Below are 14,160 nucleotides of genomic sequence, written 5' to 3' on the forward strand. Positions count from 1 at the left end.
TACAAAGTGCAAATTTTGGCAAATTAAGCTATAATTTAAACAATCGGTTTGTCGGAGGCCGCCATGAAAATTCAATCACCCAATACCGGGTTTTTAAACCAAACTCAGCAAACGGGTAACAAGCTTGCTGAGCAACTAGCATCAGGTAAAAAAGTAAATTCAGCGGCAGATGATGCCGCTGCACTGCAAATTATTGATAGATTAACATCGCAGCAAGATGGCTACAGTCAAGCAATTAATAATGCGTACGATGGCATTTCTTACTCGCAGGTAACAGAGTCAAATCTATCTGGTGTAAATGATGCCGTTTCTCGCATTCGAGAGCTGTCTATTCAAGCGGGTAATGGTGCGCTCACAGACAGTGATAGGGCTGCACTTCAAGAAGAAGTGTCGCAATTACAAACGCAAATATCAGAAACGTTTGAAAATGCGACATTCGGTGGTAAACCTTTATTTGATGGTGAGCAAGTGTCGTTTCAAGTTGGTCCTGATGCCAACACCACACAATCAGTGACGCCATCTGATGGCAGTATTGCTTCAGTTATTGCAGGAATCGATATTTCAACCCAAGCAGGAGCTCAAGCTGCGATTGATATTAGCGACCAAGCTGCTGAGGAAATTAACACCCAAAGAGCTGAGCTAGGCGCCTTTCAAAACACCTTGGCGAGTACGATAAAAGGTTTAGGCAACCAGCGAGAGAACATTGCTGCGAGCCAAAGCCGAATAGAAGATACTGACTATGCAAAAGCTGTGTCTGATCAAGTAGCTAATGATATTTTATCGCAAGCATCGATTGCCTTACGTGGTCAGGCAAATCGTTCAGCCGAATCTATATTAGGTTTACTTTAATTCTTTAGTATTAAATTTTAGTGCTAAGTGACTATTTTTTGGCGTTGATGTCAATAAATTGCCGCTTAGCGCTTGCATCCCTCCTAAACTCGCTTACAATTTAGAAATTAACTAACCTCGTGGTAACTGTGGTTCGCCAATAATGATCTTAATTTTAGACAATAATAATAATCGTGCGATAGGTTTACATGCAGCGCTTACCTTCATTGGTGAATCTGCACAATTAGTTGATGAGACTACATTACAGTCTTTTTGTGAAAAACATCAACAGCAAGAATGTATGGTCATTCTTGGTGCTTTACAGCAGCTAAATCACGAGGCTGTGATCAAACAGTTTCCTGCCATTCCGTTTTTATTAATTGGTGAAACACTCAAACCGTTACTAAGCATTGCTAATGTAGTTGGTTTAATTTGTGAGCCATTTAACCATGACGTAACTACTCAGCTATTGCATGATTGTCAGCAATATCAACGCATGCTACCGGGTGACCATAAACAAGCTAAATCTAACAAATCATTTGATGGTTTAGTCGGTGAAACAGAAGCTGTAAAAGATGTGCGCTTTTTAATTGAGCAAGTAGCAAAAACCGATGCCAATGTGCTGATCTTAGGTGAGTCAGGCACAGGTAAAGAAGTTGTTGCACGTAACGTTCATTTACTCTCTAAACGCAATACCGGGCCATTTGTGCCGGTAAACTGTGGTGCTATTCCTGGTGAACTACTTGAAAGTGAGCTGTTCGGCCATGAAAAGGGGGCCTTTACGGGCGCTATTTCTGCACGCAAAGGGCGCTTTGAATTAGCGCAAGGCGGCACGCTGTTTCTAGATGAAATAGGTGATATGCCTTTGCAAATGCAGGTTAAACTACTACGTGTGTTGCAAGAGCGTAGCTATGAGCGAGTAGGGGGTACTAAGCCTATTCAAGCTGATGTACGCATTATTGCTGCAACTCACCGCAACCTTGAAGAAATGATTGAAAAAGGCGACTTCCGTGAAGACCTTTTTTATCGTTTAAACGTGTTTCCAATTGAAAATCCTTCGCTTAGTGAGCGTGCCGACGACATCCCTCTACTTTTAAAAGAGCTAATGCGTCGTGTGAACGAGCAAAGTGGCACAACGGCCAAATTTACTGAGCGTGCGATTCAAAGCTTAAAAGAGCATGCGTGGCCGGGGAATATTCGTGAGCTTGCTAACTTAGTTGAACGCATGGTGATCATGTTCCCTGATAAAGTAGTTGATGTGCCAGACCTTCCAGCTAAATATCGTTATATTGAAGTTGAGGCTTATGAGCCTGAATATCCAGAAGAGCTGATGGAGCGAGATGCTTTCAACGATATTTTCAGTACAGGCTTTAGTGATTATGATGATGAAGAACCTGATGTACCAGCAACAACGGTTGACTCAGGTTTACTCCCTGATGAAGGGATTGAGCTCAAAGAGTATCTTGCTGAGCTAGAAATCAGCTTAATCAGCCAAGCATTAGAGCGCTACGATTATGTTGTTGCACGTGCTGCCGAAATTTTAGGTGTTCGCCGCACCACACTGGTCGAAAAAATGAAGAAATACAACCTAACGCGCGACTAAGCCGCGTTAGGTTTCTTCCTCGGTTTTATCTCTTTAATATTCACTAATTATCTCAGCTTTTCTAAAGCAATCATTGCTATGGTCATTTACCATGCCACAGGCCTGCATGTGGGCATACACCGTCGTAGGGCCTAAAAACTTAAAACCGCGCTTTTTTAAATCTTTGGCGAATGCTGTTGAGGCTTCAGTAATAGCCGGGTAATCCTCTAATTTATCAAGATCGTTTACCAATGGTTTGCCACCAACAAACTGCCATTGGTAATTTGAGAAACTGCCAAACTCTTTTTGAATCTCAATAAACCGTTGCGCGTTATTGATAGTGGCGGCGATTTTAGCGCGATTACGAATAATACCTTCAAACTGCATTAATCGTTCGATGTCGTCTTCGGTCATTTTGGCAACCTCTTCGACAACAAAGTTTTTGAAGGCACTGCGATAGCCATCACGCTTTTTAAGTATGGTATACCAACTCAGTCCCGCTTGTGCTGACTCTAAGGTTATAAATTCAAATAAGCGGTGATCATCATATAATGGCACCCCCCATTCTTGGTCATGATAGGCCACATAATCTTCTTTGCTGGTATCGAGCCATGGGCAACGACAATGGTGTTCTTTTTGCATTATTCCCTCGCGATTGTCATTTTTTTGTCAGTGTTGTTTTGTCTTTAATTTATTGAAATAAAACAAAAATAAATTTGGTACGGATTGTGCATTTAGCTAGGTAGACACGATTTTTTGAGTATCGATTATGGCCTTAGCAAATGTCCTAAAACCACAATTTATCACAGCCAAACAATATAACCCATGCTTACAACAAGAAGAGTATGTGGGTGAGTTGAGTGAGCTGCGCCAACAAGCCAGTTGGTTAGGCCACTTGGTTGATACCATGCCTGCGGGTGTGGTGGTTTTAGATGGCCGAGGCATGATCGCAAAAGCCAATCAAATTGCCATTGATATGCTAGGTGAACCCCTTGAAGGTGAAAAGTGGTTTAGCGTTATTCAACGCTCATTTCGACCAAAGCAAGACGATGGACATGAAGTATCACTTAAAGATGGCCGTTTAATTAAGCTTGATATTACTGCGCTTGCTCCAGAGCCAGGGCAGTTAATTCTAATGACAGATTTAACTGAAACCAGACGCTTACAAAAGCGAGTTGCACATATGCAGCGCTTAAGTGCGCTTGGCAAAATGGTTGCTTCGCTTGCTCATCAGGTCAGAACTCCGTTATCAGCTGCCATGCTTTATGCCGCAAATTTAGGCTCAAAGCGTTTGCCAGAAAGCTCGCGTGGTAACTTTCATACAAAATTAATGTCGCGTTTAAAAGATTTAGAAACCCAAGTGAACGATATGCTGTTATTTGCCAAAAGTGGTGAGCAACAAGTGGTCGAAAGCGTTTCAATGCAACAGTTACTTAATGAAGTAAAAGCCGGTGCTGATGCTATGGTTGCACAGAATAACAGTGAACTTAGCGTGAACTTGCCAGAGCCTGATATTGAAATTATGGGTAATAAAACTGCTCTGGCGAGTGCTATTCAAAACCTGATCCACAATAGTATTCAAATTATTGGCTCTGAGGCTGTGGTAACCCTGAGTGCCGAACGTGACGAAACGAGCGAAAACTGTGTTCGCATCAGTGTCAGTGATAATGGCCCAGGTGTTGATTTACGTCATGCCAACAAATTATTCGAACCTTTTTACACTACCAAAAGCCAAGGCACGGGGCTTGGACTTGCTGTTGTAAGTTCAGTCGCCAATGCGCACCAAGGACGGGTTGAAGTGACTAATAATGCTCATGGGGGAGCATGTTTTAGTTTGATCTTGCCAATTAGTGCAGAACCAATGTCAGCGGAGGCAAAATGAATACTAACTCTATTTTAGTCGTTGAAGACGACGCAGGCTTACGAGAAGCACTGATTGATACCCTTGAAATGTCGGGTATTGATTGCGTTGCTGCAGATAGCGCCGAACAAGCGATGATCTTGCTTAAGCAAAATAGCTATTCATTGGTTGTTAGTGATGTGCAAATGGGCGCTATGAGCGGCCTTGACCTACTACGTAGCATTAAACTTAATTATCCTGAGCTGCCGGTATTAATGATGACGGCCTATGCCACTATTGATGATGCTGTAGAAGCAATGCGTTTAGGCGCGATTGATTACATGGCAAAGCCGTTTGCTCCAGAAGTTCTTCTTAACATGGTGAGTCGTTATTTGCCTGAAAAGGAAAAAGAAACCGATGGCCCAATCGTTGCCGATCCATCAAGTATTAAGCTATTAGAGCTCGCGAGCAAAGTTGCCCGTTCAGATGCCAGTGTCATGGTACTCGGCCCAAGTGGCTCGGGTAAAGAAGTGTTGGCTCGTTTTATCCATGATAAATCAAATCGTAGCGATGCCCCCTTTGTGGCTATTAACTGCGCTGCTATTCCTGAAAACATGCTTGAAGCAACCTTATTCGGTTACGAAAAAGGGGCGTTTACCGGCGCGATTCAAGCCTGTCCGGGTAAATTTGAGCAAGCTCAAGGTGGTACCATCTTACTTGATGAAATTACTGAGATGGATTTAGGCTTGCAAGCTAAATTACTGCGTGTACTTCAAGAGCGCGAAGTAGAGCGCTTAGGCGGTCGTAAAACCATAGAGCTTGATGTTCGCGTACTTGCTACAAGTAACCGAGATTTGAAAGAAGCGGTGAGCGAAAACCTATTTAGAGAAGATTTATATTATCGCTTAAATGTATTCCCGCTAATGTGGAAACCATTAGCAGAGCGTCCTGGCGACATTATTGTATTGGCTGAGCATTTAATAGAGCGTCATTGCCTGAACAGTAAAGAGCCTATTGCTCAACTAAGTGAGGGGGCGAAACAAAAGCTGCTATCGCATGCTTGGCCAGGTAACGTACGAGAGCTTGATAACGTTATTCAACGGGCGTTGATATTATGCGATGGTAATAGTATTCATCAAGATGATGTCTTTATTGAGGAGTTGCTTACGGTGGATATCAAGCCAGTCGCTACGCCACCACACAACGCACCGGTATATCAAGAACAACCTGTTGAAGTTAATTTAGATACCGTGCCACAAGTGAGTGAGCAAGGTAATTACAAAGACGAGCTGAAAGACAAAGAGCATCGTATTATTTTAGAAACCTTAGCGCGCTGTAATGGTAAGCGCAAAGAGGTTGCAGAAACCTTAGGTATTAGTCCGCGCACGTTACGTTATAAACTGGCGCAAATGCGAGACTTGGGTATAGCCTTACCTGCATAAACTCCTTCCAAAAAGTTACTCAAACAAGCTCACATTTTTGTGAGCTTGTTTGCTGTCAAAACTCTGACATGCAAAATTAATGATTCAAGCTATTGAATTTGTTGGTTTTATTTTGTGGCACGGTTTGTGCTTTATCAGTGCATAAGTAAACTGCATTGTCAGAGAGTATTATGAAAGTTCAAAACAGCGCATTATTTCAAGAAATGCAAGCTATGGCTTCAGAAGTAGGCCGTAGTAACTCAATTAATAATTTACCAACTCAAACTCAGCCAACATCGTCGGCACAGTTTGGTGATTTACTTACCAATGCACTTGATACAGTGAATGGCTTACAACAAGACGCTAAGCAAAAAGTAACAGCAATGGAAATGGGCGACCGCAGTGTTTCTTTAGCAGACGTAATGATTGCTTCGCAAAAATCATCAGTCGCTTTTGAAGCTACGGTGCAAGTTCGAAATAAACTTGTTGAAGCTTATAAAGAAATCATGAACATGCCTGTGTAACTAGGTAGTGGAGAATTATTGTGGCGCAATCTAATCAATCAACTGATCTAGCCTTAGCAGGCGGCGGTATCGACTCAACCGATACTGATGATCAACAAGAGCAAAAGTCAGGCTACCTAAGTGCCTTAAACGGTGTAGATGTTTTACGCCAGGTTACTTTAGTGATCGCTTTGGCAATCTGTTTGGCTATCGCAATTTTTATTATTATTTGGGCTCGTCAACCAGATATGCGTCCGCTTGGCAAAATGCCAACGGAAGAGCTTATTCAAACGCTGGACTTTTTAGACGCTCAAAAGATTGATTACGAACTTGATGGTAACGTCATCTCTGTTGAAGAAGGTGAATACCAAAACATTAAATTATTGATGGCTCGTGAAGGCCTAGAGCAAGCGCCAAGCTCAGGTACTGACATCATCATGCAAGACATGGGGTTTGGTGTTAGCCAACGCCTTGAACGTGAACGTTTAAAACATGGTCGTGAGCAACAGCTTGCACGTACCATCGAAGAGCTAAAAAATGTTACTCGCGCCAAAGTACTTTTAGCTATTCCAAAAGAAAACGTATTTGCTCGTCGTGAAAAACAACCTTCAGCGACGGTAGTGCTCACCTTAAAACGCGGTCGTACACTTGACGGTGAAGAAGTTGACTCAGTAGTTGATATTGTTGCCTCAGCAGTACAAGGTTTATCGCCAGAGCGTGTTACTGTTACCGATCAAAATGGTCGCTTACTTAATTCAGGTTCACAAAACTCACTTGCTGCTCGCTCTCGTAAAGAGTATGAGATTGAACGTAAGCGTGAAGAAGAGTACTTAAATAAAATCGATAGCATCCTTATTCCAGTTGTAGGATTAGGTAACTATACCGCGCAAGTCGATTTAAACATGGACTTTAGTGCAGTCGAAGAAACACAAAAACGTTATAACCCAGACTTACCAGCAGTGCGCAGTGAAACCACGTTCGAAGAAAACAACATCGGTGGTCTTGCAGTGGGCATTCCAGGTGCGCTAACGAATCAGCCGCCAGTTAACTCTAATATTCCAGAAATTGCAGGCCAAGGTGGAGCAGGCTCAGCAACGAACCCAAGTCGCTCGCATAAAGAAGCAACACGTAACTACGAGCTTGATACAACAATTTCGCATAAGCGTCAGCAAACCGGTGTTATTCGTCGTATCAGTGTTTCAGTTGCCGTTGATTATGTACCGCAGGTGGGTGAAAATGGTGAAACAACCATGGTTCCTCGCTCTGTAGAAGCATTGTCAAATATTCGTCGTTTATTACAAGGCGGTGTTGGTTTTGATATGCAGCGTGGTGATGCGCTTGAGGTTGTTACAGTGCCATTTGTTCGTGAAGATGCTGGTGAAGCGATTGAAGTTCCACTTTGGGAGCAAGATTGGTTCATGAAGATGCTACGCTTAGCATTAGGTGCACTGGTTATTATCGTACTGATTGTCTTTGTAGTAAGACCTATGCTGAAACGTCTAATTTACCCAGACGATACACTAGAAGAATACGATGAAGACGCATTAAGTGCAGGTGTAGATATTGGTGATAGCACGCTAGATATGCTAAATAAAGACTTTGACTCTGCTGCTGTAGGATTCTCAAGTGATGGTACACTACAGCTGCCAGACTTACATGGCGATGAAGATTTACTCAAAGCAGTTCGTGCATTGGTTGCAAATGAACCAGAACTGTCTTCTCAAGTAGTGAAAGCGTGGTTAACAGAAGATGACTGATCAAGAACAAAAACAACTACCACCGGCGTTTGATGTTGATAAATTAGACGGTGTGGATAAGGCGGCAATCTTATTGCTGAGCTTATCAGAAGAAGATGCTGCGCAAATCCTTAAGCACTTAGAGCCAAAGCAAGTGCAAAAAGTGGGTATGGCAATGGCTGCGCTAGATGATTTATCGCAAGCGAAAATTAGCGCAGTCCATAATTTGTTTATTGAGCAAATTCAAAGCTTCAGTACCATTGGCTTCCAGTCTGAAGACTTTATCAAAAAAGCCCTTACAGCAGCGCTTGGTGAAGACAAGGCAGCCAGCCTTATTGACCAAATTGTTATGGGCTCAGGGGCGAAAGGTCTTGATTCATTGAAGTGGATGGACTCAAAGCAAGTGGCGAATATTATTCGCAACGAGCATCCGCAAATTCAAACCATTGTTTTATCGTATTTAGAGCCAGAGCAATCAGCGGAAATCTTGTCGCAATTCCCAGAAAAAGTGCGCTTAGATTTAACCATGCGTATTGCTAACCTTGAAGAAGTTCAACCAGCAGCATTGCAAGAGTTGAATGAAATTATGGAGAAACAGTTCGCAGGTCAAGCTGGTGCGCAAGCTGCGAAAATGGGTGGCTTGAAAGCGGCTGCTGATATCATGAACTACCTAGATACCAATGTTGAAGGTCAGTTAATGGATTCAATCCGTGAACACGATGAAGAGATGTCACAGCAAATCCAAGACCTTATGTTTGTCTTTGAGAACTTAATGGATGTTGAAGACCGTGGTATTCAAGCGATCCTACGTGAAGTACAGCAAGATGTATTAATGAAAGCTATTAAAGGTACTGACGAAGCATTAAAAGAGAAGATTTTGGGCAATATGTCAAAACGTGCTGCTGAATTACTCGCTGATGATCTTGAGGCAATGGGCCCTGTTCGTATTAGTGAAGTAGAAGCGGCACAGAAAGAAATTCTTTCTACGGCACGTCGTTTAGCTGACTCAGGTGAAATTATGCTTGGTGGCGGTGGTGGTGAGGAGTTCCTGTAAGCCATGAGTAAGTCTTCATTTCATACAGGACGCCCAGTACATGCCAGTGAAGCTGCTGATGAATTATTGGAAAACTGGCCAATTCCTGAAGTGACGCAAGATACAACAAAACTCGCTGGACGCTCAACGGCGTATGGCACGCCTTTAGCTGACTTATATCGCAAAGAGCAGCAAAAGCAGCAGGCCGAAGAGCAGCCAGAAGAGCCTGAAATTCCGTCGCTAACAATGGCTGAGCTTGAAAAGATCCGTCAAGATGCCTACGAAGAAGGACTAAAGCAAGGCCATGAGCAAGGCTATATAGATGGTTTTGAAAAAGGCGCACATGAGGGAAAAGAAGCTGGCTTTAAAGAAGGTGTTGAGCTTGGTAAGGAGCAAGGCCAAGAAGAAATAAAGCCAATTTTAGAAGAGCAGCTGACCAACTTAAGAAGCTTACTTGATAGCCTTTCTCAACCATTATCTAAAGTCGATGAAAGTGCCGAAAAGCAGTTAGTGCAGTTAGCTGTGATGTTAACTGAAGTTTTAGTTTACCAAGAAATTAAAACCTCACCTGAAGTCATTTTACATGCTTTGAAGCAAGCTATTGATGCGTTAGGTGAAGAGCAAGCTAAAGTACGTATTCACTTACATCCTGATGATATTACTTTAATTACCGAAAGTTATGGCGAACAAGCTATCGCAGATAACCATTGGCAGTTAGTTGCAGAACCGACTTTAGAACGTGGTGGCTGCGAAATTAAAACCCCGCAATCATCCCTCGACATGACAATAAAAACCCGCGTCAAAGAAACGTTGGAAAACTTTTTGCATAGCAGTGGTATCTAATACTTTTTAGGCTCATTATGAGTGTTCAATCAATGACTCTAAGCGAACGCTTACAGCGCTATGAAAAAAATATCAAGGCCCCAAAACCAGCTGTTGCCGGTATTCTGACGCGTGTCGTTGGTTTAACGCTAGAAGCAAAAGGGCTTAGAGCACCTGTTGGCAGTCAATGTAAAATTGAAACCATTAACGGCTTTGTTGATGCTGAAGTCGTTGGTTTTAATGACCAAACACTTTACTTGATGCCAAATGATCACATCTCTGGCGTACTGCCTGGTGCCCGAGTTATCCCAAAGCTAAATGAAACTGGGTTGCCTGTCGGCATGAGTTTACTTGGCCGTGTAGTGGATGGCCTTGGTCGGCCACTTGATGGCTTAGGTGCCATTAATGCTGAGCATCACTTAAAGTTTGCGCAAAACTCAATTAACCCTCTTGCAAGACGACCAATTAGTCAGCCTATGGATGTAGGTGTACGAGCCATCAACTCCGTTATTACCGTAGGTCAAGGCCAGCGTATGGGTCTGTTTGCAGGCTCTGGTGTCGGTAAATCAGTATTACTGGGTATGATGACTCGCGGCTCTGAAGCAGATGTAATTGTGGTAGGTCTTGTGGGTGAACGTGGTCGTGAGGTAAAAGAGTTCATTGAAGAAATTTTAGGTGTTGAAGGGCGTAAGCGCTCAGTGGTGGTCGCAGCTCCTGCGGATGCTTCACCATTAATGCGTTTAAAAGGCTGTGAAAGTGCAGTGACCATTGCGGAATACTTTCGCGATCAAGGTCTTAACGTATTGTTATTACTTGACTCCGTTACCCGTTATGCCATGGCGCAACGTGAAATTGCCTTAGCAGTTGGCGAGCCTCCTGCGACTAAGGGGTATCCGCCTTCAGTATTTGCTAAACTGCCTGCGCTGGTGGAACGTGCCGGTAATGGTGGTGAAGGGCAAGGTTCAATCACCGCGTTTTTCACTGTGCTTAGTGAAGGGGATGATATGCAAGATCCAATTGCTGACTCTGCTCGTGCTATATTAGATGGCCACATTGTTTTATCTCGAGATTTAGCTGACAGTGGTCATTATCCGGCTATTGATATTGAAAAATCGATTTCTCGTGTTATGCCACAGGTTGTATCTGAAGCACATATGCAACAAGCTCGTGTGCTAAAACAAGTGTATTCAATGTATCAACAGAACAAAGATATGATCACACTAGGTGCGTACCAAAAAGGCACCGACCCTATGCTTGACCAAGCAATTAATATGATGCCACGTGTGAATCAATTCCTTCAGCAAGGCATGAAAGATGTGATCAGTTATGATGATGGTCTACAAGGTCTTGCGCAGTTATTAGGACAAGGTTAATGGCTCAAAGTAAACTTGATTTATTGTTAAAGCTTGAGAGCGATAAAGAAGAATCTTTACGCATGGATTATTTAAAAGCCCAGCAGCACTTACAAAGTAATCAACAAAAACTGCAAGGGCTGAATAACTTTCGCATGGAGTATTCTCAGCAGTTGCATTTGAAAGGTCGCTCTGGTTTGTCTAGTGCTGGGTTTAGTCAATATCATGCCTTTATCGCAAAAATTGAAGAAGCGATACGCCAGCAAGCAAGCACAGTGAATACTGCAAAACAAGTTGTTACGCAGCGCAAAGCATTGTGGTTAAAACAGCAAGTGAAAGCAAAAGCAGTAGCGAAATTAATCGAAAAGCAAGCTGAAAAACAAGCGATGCAAGTAGCTAAAGCGGAGCAAAAAATGCTGGATGAGTTCGCTTCAAATCAGTTTTATCAACGTCAACTTAAAAACGCACTTCTCTAAAATACTATCTTTTTTAGGCATGTTAATTGCATTTACCTAACCAGTAGCATTAATTTTGGCACTTGCGGCGGCAAATTGCCTCTTTAGTTTTAGGTGAATTATGGCGATCAGTGATATCAATTTGCAGGTTAAAACTGAGCAAGGTACTGGTTTTTCAGGCAAAGACTCAGAGTCTAGCGACAAAGCATCGGGCTTAAGTTTTTTAACTTCACTTACAGAAGCAAGTGAAGCGGCAAACGCGCAAGCAAATACCACCCCTCAAACAAAAAGTGATGCAGATACTCATTCTGTTGATGAAACTAAAGCTATCAGTATTTCTGAAGAGCCTAAATCAGATGCCAAATTAGGTGATGAAAACACAACTGCTGATGCTAAAGTTGCAACTGCTACCACGTCTACACAGCAGCAATCTAAAACAAGCCCAGATATTCGTAATGAAGCTGTAACTAAAGAGCCAAGCGATGAACTTGCACTTGTAGAAGATGAAGAAAACTCACTGCTTTCGCAAATTAATGCAGCTCAAGCTATGAGTACACGTGTTAATAAATTGATTGAAAATAATGACTTTAGCCCAGTAGTTGTTGATAAAAAACCAACCCCAATCGATACCATTACACCTGTTATACCTTCACCGATGACAGACGTTGCACAAACCGATGATTCAAAAGCCGACGCTGAAGGCGACAGTTCAATAGCAAGCTTATTACATAAGTCTAAAGTTGCGACAGCGGTAGATAGCCAGCTAAAAGCGATTGGCGATTTACCACCAAAAGATAGCGTGACTCCGATTGTTGATGGTCCATTAACAGACAAAGAAAAGCAGGGTGTTTCAGCTGTTAATACACCTGATACAAAGCCTCAAGTAGCTAACTTTGCCAGTTCAACACAAGCAACTGACAACAAAGAAACCACAGTTGATGTAGACGCTCTGTTAAATAGCGCTCAGAAACAGGCTGTGAATTCAGACGCTACAAAAACATCTGAAGGCAAAGAACTTGGGGCAAATGAGACAAGTAAAACTGTTTTAAATAAGGTGGTTGCAGATTTAAATAGCGATGCTCAAGTAGATACAAAAACAGCTGAAGTTAATTCAAAACAAACACAAAGCTACACTGACAAAACGGCAGCAAATTTCAGTGCTGAGCAAAGCATTGCTAAAAACATTGAAGCTGGCACGGCAAAAATGGCAGATAAACCAGCTGACGCAGCTGCCAAAATTGATCAAGCCGTAACAGAAAAACCAGTTTTAGATAAACCAGTAACAGATAAGTCAATCGTTAGCTTGCTGGCCAAAGTACAAAGTGGCGATGGGCAGGCTGTAAGTGAGTTCGCTAAAGGTTTATCGCTAACCTCTGAGCAACAAAAGCAACTTGAGCAACAAATAAATCAACTTAAAGCTGATAATAAGCTCGGTGCTGATGAGGTGGCAACAATCAAGTTGCTATTGACTGATGTGAACAGTAGTAAGCCTACAACGCAAGCTGCACAGAGTCCTGTATCACAACTTGCTGTAGAGCAAGACATTGCTGAAGAAAGCCAGGCAAAACAAGATGCTAAATTAGCTGACAATAAGGCTCTCGATAACAAATTACCTACAGGTGTAGAAAAGCAAATCACGGCGCTGACTAAGGATGAGCAGCAAGCATTGTTAAACAAAGTGAACACTCAGCTGCAAACGTTAACGCCGGGCACTGCTCAGTACGAAAAATTGGCTGCAGCTCAAACTGTGCTGACAGAGGCTATAAATGCCCCTGCAACAGCCAGTACTGCGATGCCAGTAACCGCAGCAACAGTTAATGTTGAAAATAATAAAGCGAAACCAAATAATACCGCGCAAATTACAGCCGATGTGACAAAAGTAGTTGCTAGTGAAGAAGTAACCACAGAGCTTGATACAAAAATTAATACAGAACGTACACAGGAAACTGTTACTGTGCGTGTAGCTCAATTATTTACTCAGCTAACGACTCAAGCAAATGCAACAACACAACCAGGTGCCTATGAGATGGCTCATCAGCAATATGAGCAAGCACTAGACGTACAAACAATGCATACACAAACAACTGCGCAAACTCAGACTCAATCTAAATCGGTGAATGTTGACCCTGGTGTAATGCAAGCGATTAATATCATAAAAAGTGATGCTGCAAAGATGCTTCAAGAGCGAGTTAGCGCGTTACTAAATATTAATAATAAAGAAGCTGAAATTCGCTTAGATCCGCCAGAAATGGGCAGTATGCAAATTCGTATACGTAGCGATGCGGAGCAAGCTCAAATTAATTTTGTTGTTCAAAATCAGCAGGCTAAAGAAGCTTTAGAGCAATCAATGCCACGTTTACGAGAAATGCTTGCACAGCAAGGTATTGAACTTGGTGAAAGTAGTATTCAGCAGGGTAACCCTGAGCAACAACAAGAGCAGTCTGGGCAAGGTCAGCTTGCTGGAAATCAACAAGCTGAAGAGCAGCAGCCAGAAGTAACAGCACAAAGCGCAGAAACTTCTCGACAACAATCTTCATCATCAATAGATTACTATGCATAAGTCCTGCTATTATAAGAAATAAAATAGT

General features: G+C 42.5%; 12 protein-coding genes. 11 read left to right on the forward strand and 1 reads right to left on the reverse strand.

The window, feature by feature from the left end; genetic code table 11:
* Positions 1–63 precede the first annotated feature (63 nt).
* Complete coding sequence (locus EXT43_RS06830; protein WP_063529300.1) at positions 64–849, forward strand: flagellin; 786 nt, start codon at positions 64–66, stop codon at positions 847–849.
* Positions 850–991: 142 nt separating this feature from the next.
* Complete coding sequence (locus tag EXT43_RS06835) at positions 992–2,431, forward strand: sigma-54 dependent transcriptional regulator (protein ID WP_063529301.1); 1,440 nt, start codon at positions 992–994, stop codon at positions 2,429–2,431.
* Between the two features lie 33 nt (positions 2,432–2,464).
* Here EXT43_RS06835 and EXT43_RS06840 read toward each other — a convergent pair whose 3' ends face one another.
* Positions 2,465–3,052, reverse strand: a complete 588-nt coding sequence (locus EXT43_RS06840; RefSeq protein ID WP_130166636.1) for a DNA-3-methyladenine glycosylase I — start codon at positions 3,050–3,052, stop codon at positions 2,465–2,467.
* A 127-nt stretch (positions 3,053–3,179) separates the two neighbouring features.
* On the opposite strand from EXT43_RS06840, the gene EXT43_RS06845 reads away from it, so the two are divergent.
* From EXT43_RS06845 to EXT43_RS06885, 9 genes are all read left to right on the forward strand, one after another.
* The gene (locus tag EXT43_RS06845; protein ID WP_130166637.1) at positions 3,180–4,292 is read left to right on the forward strand and encodes an ATP-binding protein; all 1,113 of its coding nucleotides are present in this window, start codon (positions 3,180–3,182) and stop codon (positions 4,290–4,292) included.
* Positions 4,289–5,692: a sigma-54 dependent transcriptional regulator gene (locus tag EXT43_RS06850; RefSeq protein ID WP_130166638.1), complete on the forward strand. Its 1,404-nt coding sequence runs from the start codon at positions 4,289–4,291 to the stop codon at positions 5,690–5,692. The genes EXT43_RS06845 and EXT43_RS06850 overlap by 4 nt, the downstream gene beginning before the upstream one ends.
* A gap of 170 nt (positions 5,693–5,862) precedes the next feature.
* Positions 5,863–6,195 (forward strand): flagellar hook-basal body complex protein FliE, encoded by a 333-nt coding sequence (gene fliE / locus EXT43_RS06855; protein ID WP_054562183.1) that lies wholly within the window; start codon positions 5,863–5,865, stop codon positions 6,193–6,195.
* A gap of 20 nt (positions 6,196–6,215) precedes the next feature.
* Positions 6,216–7,931, forward strand: a complete 1,716-nt coding sequence (gene fliF, locus EXT43_RS06860) for a flagellar basal-body MS-ring/collar protein FliF (protein WP_054562182.1) — start codon at positions 6,216–6,218, stop codon at positions 7,929–7,931.
* Positions 7,924–8,964, forward strand: a complete 1,041-nt coding sequence (gene fliG / locus EXT43_RS06865) for a flagellar motor switch protein FliG (RefSeq protein ID WP_054553274.1) — start codon at positions 7,924–7,926, stop codon at positions 8,962–8,964. The genes fliF and fliG overlap by 8 nt, the downstream gene beginning before the upstream one ends.
* 3 nt (positions 8,965–8,967) lie before the next feature.
* Complete coding sequence (gene fliH / locus EXT43_RS06870; RefSeq protein WP_130166639.1) at positions 8,968–9,786, forward strand: flagellar assembly protein FliH; 819 nt, start codon at positions 8,968–8,970, stop codon at positions 9,784–9,786.
* A gap of 17 nt (positions 9,787–9,803) precedes the next feature.
* Complete coding sequence (gene fliI, locus EXT43_RS06875; protein ID WP_062566805.1) at positions 9,804–11,138, forward strand: flagellar protein export ATPase FliI; 1,335 nt, start codon at positions 9,804–9,806, stop codon at positions 11,136–11,138.
* Complete coding sequence (gene fliJ, locus EXT43_RS06880; RefSeq protein ID WP_062566806.1) at positions 11,138–11,593, forward strand: flagellar export protein FliJ; 456 nt, start codon at positions 11,138–11,140, stop codon at positions 11,591–11,593. The genes fliI and fliJ overlap by 1 nt, the downstream gene beginning before the upstream one ends.
* 100 nt (positions 11,594–11,693) lie before the next feature.
* A complete protein-coding gene (locus EXT43_RS06885) occupies positions 11,694–14,132 on the forward strand; it encodes a flagellar hook-length control protein FliK (protein ID WP_130166640.1) in 2,439 nt (812 codons plus the stop codon).
* Positions 14,133–14,160: the final 28 nt, after the last annotated feature.

Source organism: Pseudoalteromonas sp. CO109Y (assembly GCF_004208935.1).
Taxonomy (GTDB): Bacteria; Pseudomonadota; Gammaproteobacteria; order Enterobacterales; family Alteromonadaceae; genus Pseudoalteromonas; species Pseudoalteromonas shioyasakiensis.